The following is a 22,650-nucleotide window of genomic DNA, read 5'->3' as shown; positions in this document are numbered from 1 at the left end:
AACCATCCCGGCTGAACAAGCCGGACAGGCACGTCGACGCCCCCCGCGTCCGGGATCTTCCCGAGACGGAGGGGGGCGCAGGCACGTCATGCCGCTTGCGGGCCCGGCAACGGCCCGAACACCTCGCTCAATGCACGCCGAGATAAGCCTTCACCGCCGGCAGGCCCGGCTTGCCGTCGACCGTCGTCACGCCCGCGAGCCACTTGTCGAGCGCCTGCGGGTTTGCCTTCAGCCACTCGGCCGCCGCCTTGTTCGGATCTTCCTTGTTCATGATCGGCATCATCACGTGGTTCTCGATCGACGTCGTGAACTGCAGGTTCGACACGAACTTCGCGACGTTCGGGCAGCGCTGCGCGTAGTCGGGCGGCGTCGCCGTCAGCACCTTCGCTTCGCCGTAGTTCGGGCCGAACACGTCGTCGCCGCCGCTCAGGTAGTCGATCTTCATCTGCACGTTCATCGGATGCGGTTCCCAGCCGAGGAACACGATCCACTGCTTGTCGCGGATCGCGCGATTCACCTCGACCAGCATCCCGGCCTCGCTCGACTCGACCATCTTGAACTTGCCGAGGCCGAACTGGTTGCCGTCGATCATCTTCTTGATCAGCAGGTTGCCGTCGTTGCCCGGTTCGATCCCGTAGATCTTGCCGTTGAGCTTGTCCGCGTACTTCTGGATATCCGCGAACGACTTCAGGCCGCCCTGGTACACGTAGTCGGGCACCGCGAGCGTGTATTTCGCGCCGGTCAGGTTCGGCGTCGAAAGCACCTTGATCTGGCCGGCCTTCGTGAACGGCTGGATGATCGGGTCCATCGTCGGCGACCAGTAGCCGAGGAACACGTCGATCTGCTTGCTCTTGATGCCGGCGAACGTGATCGGCACCGACGCGATCGTCTTCGTCGGGCTGTAGCCGAGCCCCTGCAGCATCGTCGACGCGAGGCCCGTGGTCGCCGCGATGTCGGACCAGCCGACGTCCGCGAAGCGCACGTTCTTGCACACGGGCGGATCGGCCGCGTACACGGCCGACATCGGCGCGGATATCCCGATCCCGCACACCGCTGCGATCAATAGGCGCTTCATCTTGCTTCTCCTCAAAGTGATGTCGTTTGCTTGAATGCGGGATCGTTTATTGAAACCGCGCGCCGCGATCCCGGCGGCGTGGCGGACCATGGGTTCGGTCAGCGTCCCGGCAACCGGCGCTCGTAGCTCGGCGCGTGGCCGAACTGCGCACGGTAGGCCTTGCTGAAATGGCAGGGCGAATGAAAGCCGCAGACGGTCGTCACGCGTGCGATCGACGCGTCGGTCGTGCGCAGCAGGTCCCGTGCGCGCTTCAGGCGCAGCGTCAGGTAATAGTGGGTCGGCGACACGTTCAGGTACACCTTGAACATGCGCTGCAGGTGCCGCTGCGACAGCCGCACGAGCCGCGCGAGCTCCTCGAGCGACAGCGGCTCCTCGATGTTCGCCTCCATCAGCCGCACGACCTCGATCAACTCCGCGCGCGAGAAGCCGACGCGCGCATCGACCGGAATCGGCTGCGTGTCGGTCGAGCTGCGGATGCGCTCGAGGATGAACTGCTCGGATACCTGCGCGGCCAGCTGCTGGCCGAAGCGCATCCCGACGAGATTCAGCATCAGGTCGAGCGGCGCGGTGCCGCCGGTGCAGGTCAGCCGGTCGCGGTCGACGACGAACAGTTCGTCGGCGAAGCCGACCTGCGGAAACTCCGAATGCAGCGCGGACAGGTTCTCCCAGTGCACGGTGCAGCGATAGCCGTCGAGCAGCCCGCTCGACATCAGCGCATACGCGCCCGTGCAGATGCCGCCGAGCGGCAGACCACGTTCGGCGAGCGCCGCGAGCGTATCGCGTGCGCCCTCGTCGACCACGTCGCGGATGCGGATGCCGCCGCACACGATCATCACGTCGGGCAGGTTCGTGTAGTCGAGCGCCTGAGTGGGCCGTACCGCGATGCCGTTGCTGGCGTGCGCGGGTGCGCCGTCGAGCGAGTAGATCGACCACTTGTAGTGGTCTGCACGCCCGACGTAGTTCGCCATCCGAAGCACCTCGACGGCGCTCGAGAACGCGATCATCGAAAAGTTCGGCAGCGTCAGGAAGCCGAAATGGGCGAGCGATGAAACCGGTGAAACGCAGGCTGCGGGCGCGACAGCAACGGCGGACGTCACATCGGTCTCCTGGCGAGGAGGTTGCAGGGGGCCAACCCCGCGGCGCAAGCCGCGGAGGCCGTTTATCTATGTTCAGGATGAGCGGCCGGGGGACCGGCCGCCGGAGCTCACGCCTGAGCGGGCGCGGCCTTCACGCGAAACAGCTGCTTGAGACCCGAGAACAGCGGCGCCTTCACGGTGCCCGGCGCACGGCCGAAGCTTTCGGTGATACGGTCGAGAATGATCGCGAGCAACACGACCGACAGGCCGCTTTCGAAACCGAGGCCGATGTCGAGGCGCTGGATACTGGCGAGCACGTCGTTGCCGAGGCCGCCTGCACCCACCATCGACGCGATGATCACCATCGACAGCGCCATCATGATCGTCTGGTTCACGCCTTGCATGATCGACGGCAGCGCATTCGGGAACTGCACCTTGTACAGCAGCTGCCACGGCGTGCAGCCGAAGGCCTGGCCGGCCTCGACGATCTCGCGGTTCACGTGGCGGATACCGAGGCTCGTCAGGCGTACCGCCGGCGGCATCGCGAAGATCACCGTCGACAGGATCCCCGGCACGCGGCCGAGACCGAACAGCATGGCGGCCGGAATCAGGTAGACGAACGCGGGCATCGTCTGCATCAGGTCGAGGATCGGGCGCACGATCGCGGCGACCCACTTGCTCTTCGCGGCCCAGATGCCGAGCGGGATGCCGAGCACGAGGCTGATGATCGTCGACGACAGCGTGAGGCCGAGCGTGATGACCGTCTGGTCCCAGAAGCCCGTCGCGAAGATCAGCAGCAGCGACAGCGTCGTGAACAGCGCGAAGCGCCAGCCCACCCGCCACAGCCCGACGCCGATGAAGATGGCCATCATCAGCCACATCGGGATCGCCTGCAGGCCGTGCTCGACGAATGCCGCGAGCCCCTCGATCGCCTGGCCGATCGTGTCGAACGTCTTGGCGTCGTGGTCGAGCAGGTAGTGAACGGACTGGTCGACCCAGGTACCGAGCGGAATCATTTCAGACATGGGAACCTCGCGAACGCGTGATGGCCTTCAGGATGAGCGCACGATCGACCGAGCCGCAGTAGCAGCCGTCGTCGTCGACGACCGGCAGTGCATTCGGGCTCGCGACCACGCGCGCGACGACATGTTCGAGCGACGCATCGCGGCGGATGGATTCGATCGGGCTCACGGACGGCGTCGCCTGACCGATCGCATCGCGCGTGACGAAGCCGCGGATCTTGCGTTGCGCATCGAGCACGAACGCATAGTCGGCACTGCCGTTCAGCGTCGCCGCGACGTTCGCGGCATCGCACTTCGACACGATCGGCACGGCGCCCGTCTGCATCAGGTCGCCGGCCGTCAGGTAGCGGCTGGTGTCGATGCCGTCGAAGAACGCGCGCACGTAATCGTCGGCGGGGTTCGCGATGATGTCCTGCGGCGTGCCGACCTGCACGAGCCGGCCGCCTTCCATGATCGCGATGCGGTTGCCGATGCGCAGCGCTTCTTCCAGATCGTGCGACACGAACATGATCGTGCGGCGCTGTTCCTTCTGCAGCTGCAGCAGCACATCCTGCATTTCCCGGCGCTTGAGCGGATCGAGCGCGGAAAACGCCTCGTCCATGATCATCAGCGACGGGTTCACGGCCAGCGCGCGGGCGAGGCCGACGCGCTGCTGCATGCCGCCCGACAGCTCGGACGGCAGCTTGTGCGAGAACGGCGCGAGGCCGACCTGCTCGAGCACTTCCATCGCGCGGCGCTCGCGCTCCTTCTTGCCGACGCCCGCGACTTCCAGGCCGAACGCGGCGTTCGACACCACGGAGCGATGCGGCATCAGCGCGAACGACTGGAACACCATGCTCATGTCCTTGCGGCGCAGCGCGGTCAGCGCCGAGCGGCGCGCCGACGCGACGTCGAGCCCGTCGATCATCACCTTGCCGGCGCTGGGATCGACCAGCCGGTTCACGAGGCGGATCAGCGTGGACTTGCCGGAGCCGGACAGGCCCATCAGCACGAAAATTTCGCCTTCCTGCACATCGAAGGAGACGTTGTGCACGCCGACGACCTGGCCGGTGCGCTTGAGCACATCGTCCTTCGTCGCGCCGGCGGCGAGCATGTCGAGCGCCTGCTGCGGGTTGCTTCCAAATACCTTGCACAGACCTTCGACCACGACCTTGGGGGCATCCATCGAAACCTTCTCCTCGTGTAGCGGGACTCGCGCTTGTCTTAGCGTGCCTACATAGTTGCCAGAAAAAACCCCGACCTGCCGACGAATTACGACAAACGCTTGCGCAAATACGACACGGCCGCCAGCCCCGCCGGGCGGGCCGCGGCACGCGGCGGCACCCGATTGCGGCGGCGCAATACGCGCACGTCCAGCAACGGCGGGCATCGCGCGTCGGACTTGTGCGCAGCAGCGCGGCGCATATCGCGTCGCGCGTTGCGCCAAATCGCATCGGGCACGCGTCGCTTTACGACAATTTCACGTCCGATCACGCGCCGCTCTGCTCAGACGAAAGCGCATCGTCTCCACCGATAAAAAGCATGACCGTGCCAAAAGCCGCGCGGCGACACCGTACGGAGCACGCCGCGATACCGCGCCAACCCGGAAAATCCGCGAGGGCCGCTGTGATACATTCCCCGCCAACAGGCTGATCGCAACGCAGGCCGCCACGCGGCCACCGTGGTCAGCAGCGCATGCCGGTTCGCCTGCCGGCCATGCCGATACCGCCTCGACCGGCAAACGTCCGATCGCAGGCCGATAACGATACGAGAGAGAGGGAGCAAGGCGAGATGAACTGGGCTTTTACCGCAATCGGCTTCATCGTAGGCGGGATTGCCGCATTGATCGGGGATTTCTCCGGCATCACCGGCGCAGTGCTCGGTGCCGCGATCGGGTTCTGCCTCGACAATACGCTGCAACAGCGCAAGCGCAAGAACAACGGCACGCCCCCCGGCGCGTTCGCGATGCAGGCACCGCCCGCCCAGCCGCCGGCACCCTTGGCCGAGCGCGTCGCACGCCTCGAGGCGACCGTCGAGACGCTGACGCGTGAAGTCGCGTCGTTGCGCGGCCAGTTGGCCGGCGCGAAGGCCGGCTCGGCCGCGACTGACGCGACCGTGTACACGCCCACCGGGGCCGCCGCTACCTCTGCCTCGGCAGACCCATCCGCATCCTTCCCGCCTTCGGCCGTCCTGCCGCCGCGCGTGCCTGCCCAGCCGGCCGCCGCACGCCCGGACGCATCGGCGTCCGCCTCGGCACCGGCTCCCGCCCCCGTTCGCGCCGCCACGCCGGCACCGACACCGGCCGCCGCGATCCGCGCGAGCGAAACGCCTGCCGCCGCAGCGCCTGCACCGTCGGCTCCCCCCGCGCCGCCCAAGCCGCGCGAACCCGACCTCGTCGAGCGCGCATTCCGCGCCGCGCGCGACTGGCTGCTCGGCGGCAACACGGTCGTGCGCGTCGGGATCATCGTGCTGTTCTTCGGCGTCGCGTTCCTGCTCAAGTACGCGGCCGACAACAACATGCTGCCGATCGAATTCCGCCTCGCCGGCACCGCGCTGGCCGCGGCCGCGCTACTCGCGATCGGCTGGCGCGTGCGCGCGCGCCGTGCGGCGTACGGGCTCGTGCTGCAGGGCGGCGGCGTCGGCATCCTGTACCTGACGATCTTCGCTGCGACCAAGCTTTACGCGCTGCTGCCCGTCGGCGCCGCGTTCCCGCTGATGGTGGCCGTGTGCGCGCTGAGCGCGTTCCTCGCGGTGCGGCAGAACGCGCTGCCGCTCGCGTTCATGGGCACCGCGGGCGGCTTTCTCGCGCCGGTGCTGCTGTCGACCGGACAGGGCAACCATGTCGCGCTGTTCAGCTACTACGCACTGCTGAACGCGGGCATTTTCGCGATCGCGTGGTTCAAGGCCTGGCGTCCGCTGAACCTGCTCGGCTTCGTGTTCACGTTCACGATCGGCTCGGCATGGGGCGTGACGGCCTACCGGCCCGCGCTGTTCGCGAGCACCGAGCCGTTCCTCATCCTGTTCTTCCTGATGTACGTCGGCATCGCGCTGCTGTATGCGGTGAAACGCGAACTCGCGCTGCGGCACTACGTGGACGGCACGCTCGTGTTCGGCACGCCGATCGTCGCGACCGCGCTGCAGGCGTCGCTCGTGAAGGACATGCCGTTCGGGCTCGCGTGGAGCGCCGTCGCGCTGTCGGCGTTCTACGTCGTCGTCACCGCGTGGCTCGCGCGGCGCCGCGACCGCCTCGCGCTGCTGTTCGAATCCATGCTCGCGCTCGCGGTGATCTTCGCGACGCTGGCCGTGCCGCTCGCGTTCTCCGGCCCGACGACCAGCGCCGCGTGGGCGATCGAAGGCGCAGCCGTCGTGTGGCTCGGCGTACGCGAGAAGCGCATGCTGCGGTTCGGCTTCGGGTTGCTGATGCAGGTTGCCGCGGCCGGCGCATTCTTCACGAGCCTGCTCGGGCCGGCCGACGCCGCCGCACTGCCGGTGCTCAACAGCCCCTACATCGCGATGCTGCTGATCGCGCTCGCCGGCCTGTTCACCGGCTGGTGGCTGCACGGGCGCGGCGAAGCGCGCGCGTGGCATGCGTGGATGCCCGAGATCGGCGCCGCGGCCGCCGCATGGGGGGTGCTGTGGTGGGTGAGCGGCGGCCTGCACGAGATCCTCGTCTACGCGAGCCGTCACGTCGACCTGCATGCCGATCGCTTCGTCGTCGATACGACTGCGCTGTTCGCGGCCGGCACCGCATGGCTCGCGCACGTCGCGCGCCGCCGGCTCGCGTGGCCGCTCGCCGAATGGCCCGCGCTCGCGCTGACGCCGGTGCTGGCGCTGCTCGCGCTGCGCGCGTTCGATGCACACGAGGCGCCGCTGTCGGGGATGGGCGCGTTCGCGTGGCCCGCCGCGGTCGGCGCAGGACTTGCGCTGCTGTGGCGGCAGTCGCGCGGCACGGCAGGCGCCGATTCCGCGCAAGGCTCGGCGCGCGGCGTCGCGCCATCCCTCTCCGCAGGCATCATTGCGCCGCTGCACACGCTGATGTTCTGGACCGTGTGCGGGCTGCTGTCGCTCGAAGGCTTCTGGCGCCTGCGTGCGTACGTGCCCGAAGGCGCGTGGAGCTGGAGCGCATGGGCCTACGGTTTCGGTGCGCTGCTCCTGCTGGTGTCGGGCCCCGGCTCGCGACTGCGCTGGCCGGTTGCGGCGTTTCCGCGCGCGTACCAAGTATGGGGCGCGGCGCCGCTCGCCGCACTGCTGTGGCTGTGGAGCATCGCCAGCGTGACCAGCGACGGTAACGCTGCGCCGCTCTTCTGGCTCCCGCTGCTCAACCCGCTCGACATCGCGCAGTTCCTCGTGTTCGTCGCGTTCGCCGTGTGGCTGCGCCGCCTGAAGACGCTCGGCATCGCGTGGCATCCGCGCGTCGTCGACTACGCGGCCATTGCAACCGTGTTCCTGTGGTTCAACGCACTGATGCTGCGCACGCTGCATCATCGCTTCCACATGGCCTACGACATCGACACCGTGCTGTCGTCGTTCGGCATCCAGCAGGTGTTCATGGTCGGCTGGAGCCTGTTCGCTTTTGCCGGGATGTGGCTGACGCGCCGCGACGGCATCGCCCGCATGTGCGCGCTCGCGTCGCTGCCGCTCATCGTCGTGATGTGGGTGTGGACCTTCTACGCGAACTTCACGCAGGACGGCGGAAGCTGGGCGCGCGTGCCGCTCTTCAACCCGCTCGACCTCGTGCTCGCGGTCGTCTATGCACTCGCCGCGTCGTGGTTCGTGCGCGCACGCAAGCTTGGCTGGTCGTTCGGCAAGTATCGCGTCGAGCTGCCGAGCGCGGCCGGCGCGACCGCGTTCCTGTGGCTGAACGCGATCCTGTTGCGCACGTTGCATCACTGGGCCGGCGTGCCGTACCAACTCGGCGCGATGGCGGAATCGACGCTCGTGCAGGCGTCGGTGTCCGTGTACTGGACGCTCTGCGCGCTCGCGATCACGATCTGGGCCACGCGCCGCGGGCTGCGTCCGCTGTGGTTCGTCGGCGCCGCGCTGCTCGCGCTCACGGTCGTCAAGCTGTTCCTGTTCGACCTGTCGCACGTGTCCGGCATCGAGCGCATCGTGTCGTTCATCGGCATCGGCGTGCTGCTGCTGTTGATCGGGTATTTCTCGCCGCTGCCGCCGAAGGCCGCCGCGCAGCAGGACGACACGCAATGAAACGACTCGCCGCCCTGCTCGGACTGAGCCTGCTCGCGTCGGTCGCGGCGGCCGACGGGCGCGCCGCGCAGCGCTTCGCGCTCGACCTCGACGGCACCGCCGCGTATTACCAGCTCACCGTGCCGCAGCCCGTCTATGCGGCGAGCCGGCGCGACGAGCTCGGTGACGTGCGCATCTTCAACGGCGCGGGCGAGCCGGTGCCGTATTCGCTCGACGCCCCCGCGGCGGCCGCCGCCGTCCCGCCGAAGCGCACGCCGGTGCACTGGTTTCCGCTGCCGCCTGCCCGCGCCGACAATGCCAACGCGCCGCTCGGCGTGACGGTCGGCCCGGACGGCGCGCTGCGCGCGGGCGTCGCCGCACCGGTGCGCGCGAAGCACGGCGCGGATCTCGTCGACCTGTCGCATGCGGACGGCGAGATCGACGCGCTGCTCGTGCACGTGAGCGACGACAGCTACCAGGGGCGTGTGGCCGTCGAAGCCAGCGACGACCTGCGTGGCTGGCGGTCGCTCGGCAGCACGCAACTGCTGAAGGTCGGCCACGGCGACGCGATGCTGGTGCAGGAACGCATTGCGCTCGAAGGCGCGGCGCCGCGCTACCTGCGGCTCGACTGGCTCGATGGTGCGCCCGCGATCGCGTCGATCGACGTCGAGACGCACCCGCGCGATGCACGCGGGGCCGACACCGCATCCGTGCCACGTCAATGGCGCGACGCCGTACGCGTGCGGGCCGGCGGCACACCCGGCGAGTATCTGTTCGACACCGACGGCACATATCCGGTCGACCGCGTGCGCATCGACTTGCCGCAGCCGAATACCGTCGCGCGCGCGACGCTGCAGAGCCGCGCGGACGCGCAGGCGCCGTGGCGCGACGTCGCGGGCGCCGTGCTGTTCCGGCTGCAGGGCAAGGCCGGCGAGCAGCGCAATCCGCCGCTCGAATTCGCGGCGAATACGGATCGCGCGTGGCGGATCGTCGTCGACATGCGCAATGGCGGATTCGGCGGCGGCCAGCCGGCCGTCGCGATCGGCTGGCATCCGGCCGCGCTGACGTTCGTCGCGCGCGGCACGCCGCCGTTTACGCTCGGTGTCGGCGACGCGTCGCTCGTGTCGTCGGCCGTGAGCCGCGACGCGTTGCTGGTCGGCATGGCGCCCGAAGTGCGGCCCGCGCGCGTCGGCGCGGCGTTGCCGGTGTCGGCGGTCACGCCGGCGTCAGTGGCCGATACGGACGCACCGCGCCGCTACGTGCTGTGGGGCGCGCTGGTCGTCGCGGTCGGCGTGCTCGGGACGATTGCGTGGCGCCTCGCGAAAGGCGGTGGCGATACGCGCGGCCGCGACGAGTGACGCGAGGCGCTCGTCGCCCGTCTTTACACACCATGTATCGGGTGGACCTGTTTCCTTCGACGTTCGCAATGCATCACTGCGTATAGTCGTCGCATCGGAACCACGATGTGACGACATGCAGGAAACCTATCCATCGTATGACCGGCCGCTGCCACGCACACACGCGCGTGCGCCCGGCCCTGCGGCTGAAGCGGCCTCTGCTGCTCTTCCGATCATGCTGCCGCCGTCGATCGCCCTGCCCGCGCATGCCGACGACACGCCGGCGGCGCAGGGCACCATCGATGAAACGAGCCGGCAGCCTTCTGCGCGTGCAGCTTCCGTTTCCATGCAACCATCTTATGAAGGTTCGCGTGAAGATCGCGGCAAAGGATCGCGTCAGGGTATAAAAAGCGCGTAAACGTCCGTTTCGCCGCGGCGCGGCGGGGGTGTCTCAAGGGCCGTACACGAGCGGGAGCGCCACACTCCGCTCATCCGACGTTTACGCGGAAAAAACAGGAAAACGAACCGGCGCGCGACGGTCAGCCGAACGTGTAGCGCACGTGCTGGCCGCGCCGGGCCGCGGCGACCACGCGCGACGGCAACGCATACGCAAGGCGCCGCACGGCCGCCACGCGCGCGGCCATGCGTGACGCCGGCGCCACGCGGCGCGCGATGTGCGCGACGGGCCGCTTGCAAAGGATCGCGCTGTCGTAGCGCTTGCCGTCGAAGCGCATCACGTCGACGACGTCGAAACCCTGCGCGCCATAGAACGCGAGCAGGTGCGAAGCGGGATGCGGCGTATCGAGTGCGAGCAGCGTATAGCCGCGCAGCGCGGCCCACTGTTCGGCGAACGACAGCAGCAGCGCGCCGATTCCGCGGCTTTGGCATGCGGGGTCCACCGCCACCTGCCGCACGCTCGCGACGCCTTCTCGCCGGTACAGCGAGCACGCCGACGACGGATCGGTCGCATACAGCGTGGCCGTGCCGATCACGCGCCCGCCGCACACGGCGACGTAGCACTCGCCCGCTTCCGCGCGGCGGCGCGTGACATCTTCGCTCTGGTCGACGCACGTGCAATTGAGTCCCATCGCGCCGAGGCGCGCGAACGCGCGATGCAGCATCGGCGTAAGTTGTGCATAACTGTCGAAGGCCGGATCGAAACGCCGCACGATCACCCGATCGGCGCACACGGAAGGCGGCGCGGCGGGAGTACGTTCGGCGATCGCGTTCCAGGGTATCGACATTGCCTTGCTCCGTGGTTGGGATGCCAGAAGTCTATGAGCGCGCCCGCGGCCCTCGCAAGAAAAAATGTCGTAAAAGTTTGGGGAAACGCGCGCGGGAGAGACGGTCGCGAGGGTGCGCCCCGCCGCGCTGCGCGGGTCGTTGCGAGCAGATGAAAGTGCGCCGATCGTTGCTTGCGCAAGCAATGCATCCCGCTGCGGGATCACTCGCCGGCGTGTGCCGTTGACACACGCGACGACGCCCTCCAGACTCGTGGGTTCCTCTCCTCACCGAGCGCGCCCATGATCACCTGCTACCTTCGCTACGTCATCGATCCGTACAAGCTCGACCAGTTCGAAACCTACGGCAAGATGTGGATTCCGCTCGTCGAAAAGTTCGGCGGCACGCATCACGGCTACTTCCTGCCGTCCGAAGGGGCGAACAACATCGCGCTCGCGATGTTCTCGTTCCCGAGCCTCGCCGAATACGAGCGCTACCGCGAACGCTCGATGGACGATCCGGCCTGCCAGGCGGCGTTCCGCTACGCGGAGGAAACACGCTGCATCGTCAGCTATGAGCGCAGCTTCTTCCGGCCGGTGTTCGAGTAACGGGCAACGGCCCGGTACATTGCGCCCCGTTTCCTGACCGGGACGAAAAAAAGCCCCGCCTGCATCCGCGCGGCGGGGCCAACCCATGTCAGTAGAGACATCATGGAGGAGACGGGCCCATCTTATCGACCGCGGCCCGCCGTCCCAACCAAGCATTTCTGCTATCGATCTGGGCGGCCGCGCACACGATTGCCCCTGCCGCGCGGCATATCGATAGAACGAAAAGTCGTTTTCAGAGTGGCGTCGGGGTCGTTACCATCTGGTTTTAAGCCTGTGCTTAGCCGGGCAAGCCATCCCCAAGGAGCGCCCCTTGACTGCATTCGATCAACACCGCCGCCCATTCGTCGTCGGCATTGGCGGTACCACCCGTGCAGCGTCGTCGACCGAACGCGCGCTGTCGTTCGCGTTGCGCGGCGCGCAAGCGGCCGGCGCACGCACGCGGCTGTTCGACGGCCCGTTCCTGCATACGCTGCCGCACTACGCGCCCGAACACAAAACGCTGACCGACGCGCAGCGCGAACTGATCGACGCCGTGCGCCAGGCCGACGCGATCATCATCGCGACGCCTGGCTATCACGGCGGCGTCTCCGGCCTCGTGAAGAACGCGCTCGACACGCTCGAGGAACTGCGTGCGGACGATCGGCCGTATCTCGACGGCCGTGCGGTCGGCCTGATCGTCACCGCCTACGGCTGGCAGGCAGCCGGCACCGTGCTGACGTCGCTGCGTTCGATCGTGCATGCGCTGCGCGGCTGGCCGACGCCGTTCGGCGCGACCGTGAACACGCTCGAAACGCGCTTCGACGGCGCCGACAGCTGCTCGGATCCGAAGGTCGTCGCGCAGCTCGAGACGGTCGGCACGCAGGCGGCCGAGTTCGCGCTCGCGTTCGCATCGCATCGCACGGCCTCGCATGCGGCATCGGTCGACGCACTCGCGCCCGTGCTGAAGATCGCCAACCAGTAATTTCCCCATCTCCCACCGCCCGCGCCCGGCCGACTCCATTCGCCGGCGCGGGCGGTGCCTATTCGGCCCCACGGCCACGCGCCGTGCACACCGACGCTGCTTCCCGCCTGCCCGTTCCCGCCCCCGTGCCGATAACGATTCGGTCCGCTGCGTGATTTGCATTGGCCGAAAGATTGGTTCACGCCGCGGGCGGGTTTTCGTACGCTGAACCTCCGAACTTTCTCCGCGCACGCCATGAACCGTACGATCCGCTACAAGGGCTACGAAGTCGCCCCCGCTGCCGCCCGGTTGCCGAACGGGCTGTTCGCCGCCAACCTGACGATCGAGAAGGCGAGCGGCAGCCCGTCGCCGCGCGCCGTTTCGTTCGACGCGATCGATTTCTTCTTCGAGGAAGAGCACGCGCTGGCCTACGCGTCCCGCTGGGGTCGCCTCTGGGTCGACACGAACGCGTGACGCACGCCTGGCCGGCTATCGTTCGTCAATAAAGTCGAGCGCCATGCATGAATGAAATCAATGGCTTGAAAAACATTCCGCCATGATTGCCCGCTTCATTTTTCCATACAAGTTTAGCAAATGCCGCTGAATTGACAGGAAATACGAGCACTCGCTAATAGGCTTGATTCTTTCCAAGCTGTGGCGGTCTATCGATCGATCTTCGTCAGAATAGGCCGAGCACCATAGCGGAAGTGGCCTCCCACGCCACCTCCGCTCACAACTCTAGTCGGCGGGACCAGCATTGACGGGAACCATCATCAAATGCGTCAAGGCTTCCGCCACTTGTCCGGCTTCCCGGCACTCGTAGTACGCACCCGCTCCACCAGCACAAGGCCGCTCGGGTTGAGTTCGCCTGCACGTTCAATCGCTTCGCGTTGCGTCGTGGCAGTTGCACTTGCCCGTTGCGAATCCGGATGACGAACTGCGTAATTGACCTGCCTGACTTTGATCCTGAGCGGCAGCAATCAGCCACTCGCCCGGGCTCCTTTCCCTCTCTGGTTGCTTGAGCGTATAGGTTGCCACCCGGCGACTGAGCCGCACATAGCAACATGCCTGCGTTGAGATAGCCCCCGCCGAATCAGGACTTCCAGCGCATCGCGCCGGCCCGTTGGCCATGAGTTGCACGTTCCGCCCCGAACGGTCCAGCCGCCGAGTGCGCAGCATGTCTTCCAGTTGACGTCTCTGCTACGACAGCGTGGGCCGAGAAATGTGCAGCACCTCGGCGGCGCACGTGAAATTGCGGTGCTCCTGGACGGCCAGGACGTACGCACGTCACACAACAGCACGGCGGATTTCCTCGTGTCCGACAACAATTGGTCTTTCCTATGGTTAGCATCACAAACCCGTCTTGGACACTATGACGCCACAGGTCCATTCTCTGTTCAACGCATCGCACTGACCGACGCGGCGACGAACGCCAGACTGAATGGAGCTGACCATGCAAGAGATCATCGACGGTTTTCTGAAATTTCAGCGGGACATCATGCCCGCTCGCAGGGAGTTGTTCCGCAAGCTGGCGACCAGCCAGACGCCGCGCACCCTGTTCATTTCCTGTTCCGATAGCCGCATGGTTCCCGAACTGGTCACGCAGCGCGAACCGGGCGATCTGTTCGTGATCCGAAACGCCGGCAACATCGTGCCTTCGTTCGGTCCCGAGCCGGGCGGTGTGTCGGCTACCGTCGAATATGCAGTGGCCGCGCTCGGCGTGACGGATGTGGTGATCTGCGGCCACTCGGACTGCGGCGCGATGACGGCCGTCGCAACGTGCAAGTGCCTCGACCATATGCCCGCCGTCGCGAACTGGCTGCGCTACGCCGACTCGGCGAAGCTCGTCAACGAGGCGCGTGAACATGCAGGCGAGCGCGAGCGCGTCGACTCGATGGTGCGCGAGAACGTCATCGCACAGCTCGACAACCTCAAGACCCATCCCTCCGTTGCACTGGGACTTGCGCAAGGCCGCCTCAATTTGCACGGATGGGTCTACGACATCGAATCCGGCTCGATCGACGCGCTCAACGCCGCGACTCGCCAGTTCGTGCCGCTCGCCGCGCATCCCGATGTCACCGCGACGCCCGCCGAGTGCGTGGCTGCGCTCTGATTCCCGGCTCGTCACACCGACTGCCGATCTCACCAGGTTGATTTACTCAAGGAGCAACATCATGACCCAATCGCAAGTCACACCGAACGCACGCGAAGCGCTGACGGAAACGATCGTCGACGCGAAGGTGCGCAAGAACCTCACGTTCGAAGCCATCAACGAAGGCACGGGCCTGAGCCTCGCATATACGACAGCCGCGCTGCTCGGTCAGCATGCGCTGCCGGAGAATGCGGCGAAGCTCGTCGCCGAACGCCTCGGGCTCGACGACGACGCCGTGCGCCTGCTGCAAACCATTCCCGTGCGGGGCAGCATTCCGGGTGGCGTGCCGACCGATCCGACCGTCTACCGCTTCTACGAAATGGTGCAGGTGTACGGCTCGACGTTGAAGGCGCTGGTTCACGAGAAATTCGGCGACGGCATCATCAGCGCGATCAACTTCAAACTCGATATCCAGAAGGTTCCGGACCCGGAAGGTGGCGAGCGTGCCGTCATCACGCTCGACGGCAAGTATCTGCCGACCAGGCCGTTCTGAACCCATGATGCAACGACGAAAATTCTTACTGAGCACCGGTGCCGCGCTTGCTTCGGGCGGCCTTGCGCTCTCGGGTTGCACGATGACGGGGCCGCGCTCCACGTCGAGCACCAACAACGCGCTGTCCTCCACAAGGAGATCCGAAATGACTTCACCCGCAGCAGTTCGCCCGCCGCTTCCACCGTTCACGCTGGAGACGGCCATCGAGAAAGTCCGTCTCGCGGAAGACGGCTGGAATTCGCGCGACGCCGCCAAGGTCGCGCTCGCCTATTCGCTCGACACGAAATGGCGCAATCGCGCCGAGTTCGCGAACAATCGAGCGGAAGCGCAGGCGTTCCTCGAGCGCAAATGGAAGAAGGAGCACGAGTATCGCCTGATCAAGGAACTGTGGGCATTCGGCGGCAATCGCATTGCCGTGCGCTACGCCTACGAATGGCACGACGACTCGGGCAACTGGTTCCGCTCCTACGGTAACGAGAACTGGGAGTTCGGCGAGGATGGCCTCATGCAACGCCGCTATGCGTGCATCAACGATATGCCGATCAAGGAATCCGAGCGCAAGTATCACTGGCCCCTGGGCCGTCGGCCGGACGATCATCCGGGGCTGAGCGAGTTGGGGCTTTGAAGCCCGGATCGCTACAGCCGCGGTGATCGATTAGCGCCCGACGATCCTGTTGCGAAGAACGACGGATTGTTGGGCGTGTATTGACGTTCACGGGTACTGCTAGTTTTGTCGGGCGGTGCGCGAATCTCGTCCGGTGATTCGGCTATCAGAAACTATGATCCGCAACGCCATTATAGTTAGTACTACCTGATTTATACCGAAACAAGGAAAGGGAAACATCATGAACAAGAGCATCCGTCACATTTCGTACGTCCTGTCGGCACTTACGCTGGCTGCTTCCACCACGACCGCGTTTGCTGCCTCCTCCGCAGAAGCGGCTTCACCGGGTTACCACTCCGCTGCGCCGTTGATTCAGCAGAATGCGGCTCCGGAAGCCCAGCGCGCACTGACCCGCCGCGACGTGATCAACGAGCTGATCCAGGCCGAGCAGGACGGTACGCGGCAACGCCTGGACGATACGGTTTTCCACGGCTCGTGACGCCAGACCAAGCGGCTGCGACGAAGCGAGTCGTACGCCGCCTCATGAAGAGGGAGTCGCCTCGATGTGTTCATGTCCGGCGAATCGCCGTTTGCAGCATCCAATGCGGCAACGATCACGCCGAACTCGATCGTGAACACTTCCTCGATCGCAGCCCACATCGGCTTTGCCGATGCCGCCGAATCTACGGCCAACAAACACTCGGTTGACGGTTTGACCAAGCGCCCAGCAGTGAAAGGGGTCGCGGTCGGCGCGCATGCCAACGCATGCTGTGCCAAGGCCGGTCGCCACCCAAATGTTGGATCGTTACCGAGGCGGCGACAAGTCGGCAAAAGCGGGCTTCCCGTCGATGATCTCGGCAAAACGCGCTGTTGCGGGCCAATCCGCTCGCGCTGCATCAGCTTCGAAGCAAGTCACTCAACTACGCAACGCCGTCGATGTAGGTGGTGGTCACGTCGGCTTTCCAAACCGCTCAGTCAGCAGTTGTACGAACGCCCTGCTTGCCGCAGTGCGATACGCACCCTTGCGCTCCAAGACGGCAGCCGTACGCGTTGGCAGAGGGGGATCGAGCGGCACGGGATGTAGGCCCTCTTGCACGCGTGCGATGTGATCAGGGAGAACCGTCGCCAGTTGCCCGCGACGCACGATCTCGACGATTGCACCGATCGTATCCACTTCGATTGCGACAAGCGGTCGAATGGCGTGACGCGCAAAATGCTCATCGATGAACCGGCGCGTCGCGAATGTGTCGTTCAGCAAGACCAACGGCTCCTTGCCAAAATCAGGCGCCGCGAGTGCCTTGCGGCGTGCGGCACGCGGGTGGTTGCGGCCTACCACCAGGCTCAGCGTTTCCGCGAAGAGGGGTTGGCTTTCGATGTCGACTGAAAAGGCCGGATGGAATGCGACACCGATATCAAGCCTGTCGTCCGCAAGCTGCGCCTCCATCTGATCCTGTGTGAGTTCGCGGATATCGATCCTGATGCCAGGATGCAGCTGGTGGAAGCCATCGACGACCGGCCCGACCAAGGAAGCCGTATAGGTCGGCGTTACTGCGAAACGCAGGCTGCCCCGGCTCAATTCCGCTACGTCGTGTATCGCCCTCACCCCTGCGTCAAGGTCCTGTAGCGCGAGCTTGGCGTAACGCATCCACGCCTCTCCCGCGTCGGTCAATTGAACGGTTCTGCCTGAACGGTCGAACAGCAGTGTTCCCAGGGTGTCCTCGAGCTGCCGAATCTGCTGCGACAAGGTGGGCTGCGATACATGAAGCGCCTCGGCAGCGCGCGTGAAGTTCTTCTGTTCTGCTACTGCAAGGAAGTAACGGATATGACGTAGCAGCACGGGAATCTCCTCACCTATTGGCTATTCCTATCGAATCTATCGAAAACCAGTCTTGGGCGCTATTGAAATTCGCGTCCATCCTTCATCCATCGAATCAACGCCCGCACCAGATCCGATCGTGATGGAGGTCGTCGACGTGTTGCGGATACGCTGAACCCGGCCGTTAGTACGCTCACGCTGATGGAAATTTTTTGTTCGTATGCTTTCCTAATGATATTCGTTCGAGCGATCATCGTGTCCGCCTTTTCTGCTCGCCATCGACCTCCCGCTCGATGTTGTGCGGTCTCGCGCATCTTCGATCGTTCATTTGCTCGGCGGCGAAACGCCGGGCGATGTGTTGCCCGAGTCTCACATCAGCGTTGGTCAAAACCACAGTCGTATGCCTGCCCGTTATCGTAGGTAGGTGACCGTGTCCAGCGTTTCAGGAGGCTGCTCCACTTGGACCGAAGACCCGAAAGTTGGAGATGGCATCAATGGAGAACGGACCAGCTTTCAGCTGATTCCACTTCGTGCGAGTTTGCACCCACTGCGCGTGCTTGAATTGTGCAGCGTTTGCCGCGTCGTGAAGCGCCGGATATCCAAATTCGTCGGCATACTCGCGAAGGGCTGCCTGCCGCTCACGCCAATTGCCGGTACCGTGGTTAGCAAACGCGATATGTTCGAGGCACAAGTGAAGGACCGTTGCTGCACAGCGTTCGCTCGATGAACGGTCTCTATATGACACAACACGATCAGCAAAGAGAACTGCTGCGTTGTTCTTTTCGATCGCTTCTGCGACGTCAATGTCGAAGCCTGGAATGAAATGCGCACTCAAGGCGATGATTTCTTGCTGTTCCATCGTCAGTGAGGAGTACCAGCCAAGGAAGTGGTCGAGCGGCGATTCAATATTTTCGTTTGACATAATTGAGTCGATCGGCACCAACTCTACCGACTCGGAAGTGGAACGCACCGCGCAAGCAAGGCGCGAACCGTATTGCAGGATTTTGGACGCACCAACCATAATGTCGCTGCGCGGCATTATTTCGTTATCCTGCTGTTTTGCGATGTCTGCAAAATCTACGCGCGACATTGAGCGGCTGTTGTGCAGAAGCAAGGGCTGCAACGCTTACTGCCCACATGGAGTGGGCAGCAATCGCTAGAGGGCAGGCTAGGCGAGAAGGACAGCGAGACACCCTGGAATTCCCAAGCTGGGTGGGGTTGCTCCGTCATACCAAGCTTCGGGAGGCCGTCGTCGCAGAGACTGCCTCACCGTTGTCTTCGTTTCCCCGCGTGCTTCCAATTGAAGCGATACGATCAGCCCAGCTATTAGAGGCCGAGATCCGACAAGCCGGGATGATCATCCGGCCGACGGCCCAAGGGCCAGTGATACTTGCGCTCGGATTCCTTGATCGGCATATCGTTGATGCACGCATAGCGGCGTTGCATGAGGCCATCCTCACCGAACTCCCAGTTCTCGTTACCGTAGGAGCGGAACCAGTTGCCCGAGTCGTCGTGCCATTCGTAGGCGTAGCGCACGGCAATGCGATTGCCGCCGAATGCCCACAGTTCCTTGATCAGGCGATACTCGTGCTCCTTCTTCCATTTGCGCTCGAGGAACGCCTGCGCTTCCGCTCGATTGTTCGCGAACTCGGCGCGATTGCGCCATTTCGTATCGAGCGAATAGGCGAGTGCGACCTTGGCGGCATCGCGCGAATTCCAGCCGTCTTCTGCGAGACGGACTTTCTCGATGGCAGTTTCCAGCGTGAACGGCGGAAGCGGCGGGCGGAGTTCAGTGTTGGTCGACATGGTGTTACCTCAGTGGCTGGTGGATGAAGACCCGTTACCGGGTCGAAGGGTGGATAAGAGCAGTGCTGCGTGTTCTCGATCGCGTAGTCTGGCGACTCGCCCGTGTGCAGGGCGGACTTCGCCCTTACACCGCGAAGGTGATGTAACCGCCCGAGTGCGTCATGATGTGCGCCCAACGCACGGCCGCGTACAGGCCCTCGGCCGATGCAAAGTCGCTGCCGTCGATCGCGACGACCCACTGGTCCTCTTTGAGGCGAAGCGCGAGTCGTTGGCTTTCGATCAGGTCGCTGTACCAGCACCATGTGGCCGGATTCGACTTATCGGCCTGCAGAGCTTGATGAAGGGCAGTGACTTCGCAATCCGAGGGGCACATGACAGTCTCCTTTACGTACCGACCTTGAATGATTGAGACAGGTCTGTCTCAATATTGATGTAGACAGGTCTGTCTGTCAAGGAATTTCGGTGCATCCCGGCGCCTTTGCAGAGACAGGTCTGTCTGCCATAATGGACGCATGATTTGGCAAAAAAGGGGCCGAAATGTCACAACCCTCCGCACGCGACCGGATATTGGATACCGCGGCGCGCCTGTTCTATCAGGATGGATTCCGTGCCACAGGCATCGACAAGATCATCGCCGAGTCAGGCGTCGCAAAAATGTCGCTTTACCGGCACTTCGCCTCCAAGAGCGAACTTATTGCAGCGTTCCTGGACCGTCGTCATGAGTTCTGGATGGGCTGGTTTGTCGAAGAGGTGGAGGCTCGTTTTGCTCAGCGTGCCGAGCTGTCCGTCATCGCGGAAGCCTTAGGTGAATGGTTCGCGCAGGAAGACTTCCGTGGTTGCGCCTTTATCAATGTGGTCGCCGAAGCCGGATCGACGGGAGACCCGGGGCATCTTCAGCAGGCCGTATCCCACAAGCACGCGCTTGAGCAGTACATTTCTGAACTCGCTGGCCGCCTAGGGCTCCAGTCGCCTGCTACCGTCGCCGCAGATGCGATGCTCTGCGTGGAAGGCATGATCGTGCGCTATCAGGTGACACATGATTCGACAGTGGTGGATTCGGGCAAGCGTGTACTGGCGAGAATCGAAGAAGGCGCGTCAACAAGGCGCAAGTCCAAAGCTGCCTGACGGGTCCTTTCTGCGTGGACACCAACACCGGTGTCGCGTTTCATGGATGCAGAGCCTCTCGGCCGAGTGACCCAGTTCCTCCGCTTGCACAGAGGCACCCTGCCGTCGTCCAGCTTTCGCGCCACCGCCTGTCCACTTGCTTCCCGTGTGCACAGCTCGTCCGTCGCGGCCTGCTCGGACACCAATGAAGCAGCTGGTCGGCCGGCCGAGCCAATCACGCATTTCCTGGCTTCCGGATAGCGGTCGCGAACCCACTTCGACAGTTTCTGGGCGACAGGGATAGCCCAATCTCCCGAGGTTGCTTCGCGCCCCGCGTTACAGATACCCACTGCGGAAGGCGGCCGTCACTACCGCACGGGAGCCCTCGCTCGCCTTAGGTGTCGATCCGCTCGGTTTTAACGTCCAACGACACCGGCGTGCCCATGGCCGCTCGAAAATACGCGTTTACGGAAGCTATGCAAGAATCTTTCGACCCGTAATCGCATAACAATAGCCATGAGTGACACGCTGCAGGAACAGCATGCAGCGGCAGATCATGCAATGCGCAACTGGACCTTCGAGAGGCAAGGTTCGGTCCGGATCGGTTCCGATGCGCACATGCAGATGTTCTGCCGCATGCTGCTCGACACACACAATCCATACAAGCCGGCAGTCATCGACTGGCCGGCGCTCACGCCCGCCGAGCTCAAACGGCTCACGTCGCTGCCGATCTGGGACATCGCGGTGCAGACCGAAGGCCGCGCATCGATCCGCGTGGCCACCTATGCGTCGACGATCGGCGATCCGCTGCTGCGCCGCGCACTCGAGATGGACGGCGGCGAGGAAGCGCGCCACAAGGTCGTGCTGTCGAAGCTCGTCGAGGCATACGGCATCCGGCTTGCCCCCGAGCCGGCCTACCCTGCGCCGAAAGATCCCGAGTGGTGGTGGATCGTCACGGGCTTCAGCGAATGCATCGACAGCTTCTTCGCGTTCGGCCTGTTCCGTTCCGCGCAGCGCTCCGGCTATTTCCCGCCCGAACTCGTCGACACCTTCGAGCCCGTGATCCAGGAAGAAGGCCGCCATATCCTGTTCTTCGTGAACTGGTACGCATGGTACTGGCGCTCGCTCCCGTGGTGGCGCCGGCCGTGGTTCTTCGCGCGGGTCGCGGCCGTGTGGGTGCATTTGATCCGGGAGCGCATCGGCATCGCGCGCGGCATCGATTCCGACGGCGTCGCACGTGACGCGAACTTCCCGGCGACCGGCACCGCCGATATCGGCGATGCGCTCAATCCGCGCGAGCTGATCGAACTGTGCCTCGCCGAGAACGACCGGCGGATGGCCGGCTACGACAAGCGCCTGCTGCGCCCGATGTTCGTGCCGCGCATGGCGCGGTTAGCGCTGCGGTTTCTCAAGAAGTAAGGCCAACGCGCCTGGCAGAAGTCCGGTTGGTCGGGCAACCGGGCAATGCCTTCCTCGACGCTCGAAACCTCGGGCACCTGAATTCCACCGGGATCCGGGCGCCGGCAACGGCATCGCCAGCATCCGGCCGTGCAACATGCGATACGAGACGATCGATGCATCCGTCCCGTTCGGTGGCCCGCCCCTGGGGCGCGTTCGAACTTCGCTGCGCGCTCGTTGCACTTCCATGGCGAGCCGCATCACTGGGCTACCCCGTCCGCCGTCTGCTCGAGGCCGCCCCGTCGCGTCCGGTGTGGAACCTTGCCGACCTGCAGAGCCCTGCCGGATGTGGCGCGCCGGACACACTTACTCCCGCCCTTTTTTCTTCGATGCTTCGGCGCGCGCGGACAAATTGTCACACCCGGGATTTGACGATTCGGGGGCAGGCCGACTGCACCGGACAGCCTCTTTAACAACCTGTCGCCGTCAGGCGCACCATCGACGCAGGTCCCCCCTGCCTGACGGATTTGCCCTGCCGCTGAACCCCACTCGATTGTCACAATCGCAGAAATAGTCAATAGGACAAATTCGAAAGGTGAATGATGACGATCCGGTCGGCCGTCCCGTAGCACTTTTTTACAAATTCGACGGGCCAACCGGCCCGAAACGCCCGTCACGCGGGCCATCGCAGCGGACCGGATGCGCAAATCAGCACAGCCCGATGTTTTATATTTCAAATTAAATTGATTTATAGATAATCCGCATAATCAATAAAAATTCCACATGCAAATCTCAAGTTAACAAATTAATGATTATGCAGCCATATTATCCATCC

The 22,650-nt window shown here is 64.4% G+C and carries 22 protein-coding genes and 4 pseudogenes; 12 read left to right on the top strand and 14 right to left on the bottom strand.

All coding sequences use genetic code 11. The annotated features are described in order from the left end of the window. Positions 1-127: 127 nt before the first annotated feature. The 5 genes and pseudogenes from C5O79_RS34075 to C5O79_RS38300 all read right to left on the bottom strand — a co-directional run bounded on the left by C5O79_RS34075 (position 128) and on the right by C5O79_RS38300 (position 4,646). Positions 128-1,075: a choline ABC transporter substrate-binding protein gene (locus tag C5O79_RS34075; RefSeq protein ID WP_122476738.1), complete on the bottom strand. Its 948-nt coding sequence runs from the start codon at positions 1,073-1,075 to the stop codon at positions 128-130. A gap of 98 nt (positions 1,076-1,173) precedes the next feature. Then, positions 1,174-2,172: a GlxA family transcriptional regulator gene (locus C5O79_RS34070; RefSeq protein WP_046549694.1), complete on the bottom strand. Its 999-nt coding sequence runs from the start codon at positions 2,170-2,172 to the stop codon at positions 1,174-1,176. Positions 2,173-2,279: 107 nt separating this feature from the next. Further along, positions 2,280-3,176: a choline ABC transporter permease subunit gene (gene choW / locus C5O79_RS34065; protein WP_046549695.1), complete on the bottom strand. Its 897-nt coding sequence runs from the start codon at positions 3,174-3,176 to the stop codon at positions 2,280-2,282. Beyond that, positions 3,169-4,459, bottom strand: a pseudogene (locus C5O79_RS34060) (glycine betaine/L-proline ABC transporter ATP-binding protein); the annotation flags it as partial. The gene choW and the pseudogene C5O79_RS34060, both read right to left, overlap by 8 nt. Beyond that, on the bottom strand, positions 4,425-4,646 hold the full coding sequence (locus C5O79_RS38300; protein ID WP_160313547.1) for a hypothetical protein: 222 nt from the start codon (positions 4,644-4,646) through the stop codon (positions 4,425-4,427). The pseudogene C5O79_RS34060 and the gene C5O79_RS38300, both read right to left, overlap by 35 nt. Before the next feature lie 297 nt (positions 4,647-4,943). Here C5O79_RS38300 and C5O79_RS34050 point away from each other — a divergent pair, with 297 nt between their 5' ends. From C5O79_RS34050 to C5O79_RS34040, 3 genes are all read left to right on the top strand, one after another. Continuing rightward, positions 4,944-8,357: a DUF2339 domain-containing protein gene (locus C5O79_RS34050; RefSeq protein ID WP_122476739.1), complete on the top strand. Its 3,414-nt coding sequence runs from the start codon at positions 4,944-4,946 to the stop codon at positions 8,355-8,357. Further along, on the top strand, positions 8,354-9,694 hold the full coding sequence (locus tag C5O79_RS34045; protein ID WP_122476740.1) for a DUF3999 domain-containing protein: 1,341 nt from the start codon (positions 8,354-8,356) through the stop codon (positions 9,692-9,694). Before C5O79_RS34050 ends, C5O79_RS34045 begins: the two co-directional genes overlap by 4 nt. A gap of 115 nt (positions 9,695-9,809) precedes the next feature. Continuing rightward, on the top strand, positions 9,810-10,091 hold the full coding sequence (locus C5O79_RS34040; RefSeq protein ID WP_131932140.1) for a hypothetical protein: 282 nt from the start codon (positions 9,810-9,812) through the stop codon (positions 10,089-10,091). 121 nt (positions 10,092-10,212) lie between these two features. Here C5O79_RS34040 and C5O79_RS34035 read toward each other — a convergent pair whose 3' ends face one another. Beyond that, on the bottom strand, positions 10,213-10,917 hold the full coding sequence (locus C5O79_RS34035; protein WP_236862344.1) for a GNAT family N-acetyltransferase: 705 nt from the start codon (positions 10,915-10,917) through the stop codon (positions 10,213-10,215). A 279-nt stretch (positions 10,918-11,196) separates the two neighbouring features. On the opposite strand from C5O79_RS34035, the gene C5O79_RS34030 reads away from it, so the two are divergent. From C5O79_RS34030 to C5O79_RS34020, 3 genes are all read left to right on the top strand, one after another. Beyond that, complete coding sequence (locus tag C5O79_RS34030; RefSeq protein WP_039346660.1) at positions 11,197-11,502, top strand: NIPSNAP family protein; 306 nt, start codon at positions 11,197-11,199, stop codon at positions 11,500-11,502. Between the two features lie 310 nt (positions 11,503-11,812). Further along, positions 11,813-12,463 (top strand): NAD(P)H-dependent oxidoreductase, encoded by a 651-nt coding sequence (locus tag C5O79_RS34025; protein WP_122476741.1) that lies wholly within the window; start codon positions 11,813-11,815, stop codon positions 12,461-12,463. 234 nt (positions 12,464-12,697) lie between these two features. Next, positions 12,698-12,916, top strand: coding sequence for a transcriptional regulator (locus tag C5O79_RS34020; RefSeq protein WP_122476742.1), 219 nt, complete (start codon positions 12,698-12,700; stop codon positions 12,914-12,916). Between the two features lie 308 nt (positions 12,917-13,224). On the opposite strand, the gene C5O79_RS34015 is transcribed toward C5O79_RS34020, so the two are convergent. The 3 genes and pseudogenes from C5O79_RS34015 to C5O79_RS38725 form a co-directional block, all read right to left on the bottom strand. Next, positions 13,225-13,422 carry a DUF2188 domain-containing protein gene (locus C5O79_RS34015; RefSeq protein ID WP_122476744.1) on the bottom strand — a complete coding sequence of 66 codons (198 nt, stop codon included), beginning with the start codon at positions 13,420-13,422 and terminating at the stop codon, positions 13,225-13,227. Beyond that, positions 13,406-13,575 (bottom strand): annotated as a pseudogene (locus C5O79_RS34010) (IS3 family transposase); the annotation flags it as partial. The gene C5O79_RS34015 and the pseudogene C5O79_RS34010, both read right to left, overlap by 17 nt. Beyond that, a pseudogene (locus C5O79_RS38725) lies at positions 13,574-13,717 on the bottom strand (LysR family transcriptional regulator); the annotation flags it as partial. The pseudogenes C5O79_RS34010 and C5O79_RS38725, both read right to left, overlap by 2 nt. Before the next feature lie 178 nt (positions 13,718-13,895). Between C5O79_RS38725 and C5O79_RS34000 the strand changes: the two are divergent. The 4 genes from C5O79_RS34000 (at position 13,896) to C5O79_RS33985 (ending at position 16,190) form a co-directional block, all read left to right on the top strand. After that, complete coding sequence (locus C5O79_RS34000) at positions 13,896-14,555, top strand: carbonic anhydrase (protein WP_046549787.1); 660 nt, start codon at positions 13,896-13,898, stop codon at positions 14,553-14,555. Between the two features lie 61 nt (positions 14,556-14,616). After that, on the top strand, positions 14,617-15,087 hold the full coding sequence (gene cynS / locus C5O79_RS33995) for a cyanase (protein WP_046549700.1): 471 nt from the start codon (positions 14,617-14,619) through the stop codon (positions 15,085-15,087). 145 nt (positions 15,088-15,232) lie between these two features. After that, positions 15,233-15,712, top strand: a complete 480-nt coding sequence (locus tag C5O79_RS33990) for a DUF1348 family protein (RefSeq protein ID WP_028362915.1) — start codon at positions 15,233-15,235, stop codon at positions 15,710-15,712. A 220-nt stretch (positions 15,713-15,932) separates the two neighbouring features. Then, complete coding sequence (locus tag C5O79_RS33985) at positions 15,933-16,190, top strand: DUF4148 domain-containing protein (protein ID WP_122476746.1); 258 nt, start codon at positions 15,933-15,935, stop codon at positions 16,188-16,190. 450 nt (positions 16,191-16,640) lie between these two features. On the opposite strand, the gene cynR is transcribed toward C5O79_RS33985, so the two are convergent. From cynR to C5O79_RS33965, 4 genes are all read right to left on the bottom strand, one after another. Then, positions 16,641-17,528 (bottom strand): transcriptional regulator CynR, encoded by an 888-nt coding sequence (gene cynR, locus C5O79_RS33980; protein WP_122476748.1) that lies wholly within the window; start codon positions 17,526-17,528, stop codon positions 16,641-16,643. A gap of 421 nt (positions 17,529-17,949) precedes the next feature. Further along, entirely contained in the window at positions 17,950-18,630 is a 681-nt protein-coding gene (locus C5O79_RS33975) for a hypothetical protein (RefSeq protein ID WP_163009039.1), read from the bottom strand. A 203-nt stretch (positions 18,631-18,833) separates the two neighbouring features. After that, positions 18,834-19,313 carry a DUF1348 family protein gene (locus C5O79_RS33970; protein WP_047851177.1) on the bottom strand — a complete coding sequence of 160 codons (480 nt, stop codon included), beginning with the start codon at positions 19,311-19,313 and terminating at the stop codon, positions 18,834-18,836. Positions 19,314-19,437: 124 nt separating this feature from the next. Then, positions 19,438-19,686, bottom strand: coding sequence for a hypothetical protein (locus tag C5O79_RS33965; protein WP_122476750.1), 249 nt, complete (start codon positions 19,684-19,686; stop codon positions 19,438-19,440). Between the two features lie 164 nt (positions 19,687-19,850). On the opposite strand from C5O79_RS33965, the gene C5O79_RS33960 reads away from it, so the two are divergent. Next, entirely contained in the window at positions 19,851-20,438 is a 588-nt protein-coding gene (locus C5O79_RS33960; RefSeq protein WP_122476753.1) for a TetR/AcrR family transcriptional regulator, read from the top strand. 89 nt (positions 20,439-20,527) lie between these two features. Here the strand turns inward: C5O79_RS33960 and C5O79_RS38720 are convergent. After that, positions 20,528-20,726 (bottom strand): annotated as a pseudogene (locus tag C5O79_RS38720) (IS3 family transposase); the annotation flags it as partial. 207 nt (positions 20,727-20,933) lie between these two features. On the opposite strand from C5O79_RS38720, the gene C5O79_RS33955 reads away from it, so the two are divergent. Further along, positions 20,934-21,836, top strand: coding sequence for a hypothetical protein (locus tag C5O79_RS33955; protein ID WP_046549707.1), 903 nt, complete (start codon positions 20,934-20,936; stop codon positions 21,834-21,836). Positions 21,837-22,650 lie beyond the last annotated feature (814 nt).

The sequence above is a fragment of the Burkholderia sp. SRS-25 genome (genome assembly GCF_004343765.1).
Classification (GTDB): Bacteria; Pseudomonadota; Gammaproteobacteria; order Burkholderiales; family Burkholderiaceae; genus Burkholderia; species Burkholderia contaminans.
The sequence above is the reverse complement of the archived record's forward strand: the minus strand, read 5'-3'. Positions and strand labels throughout refer to the sequence as shown.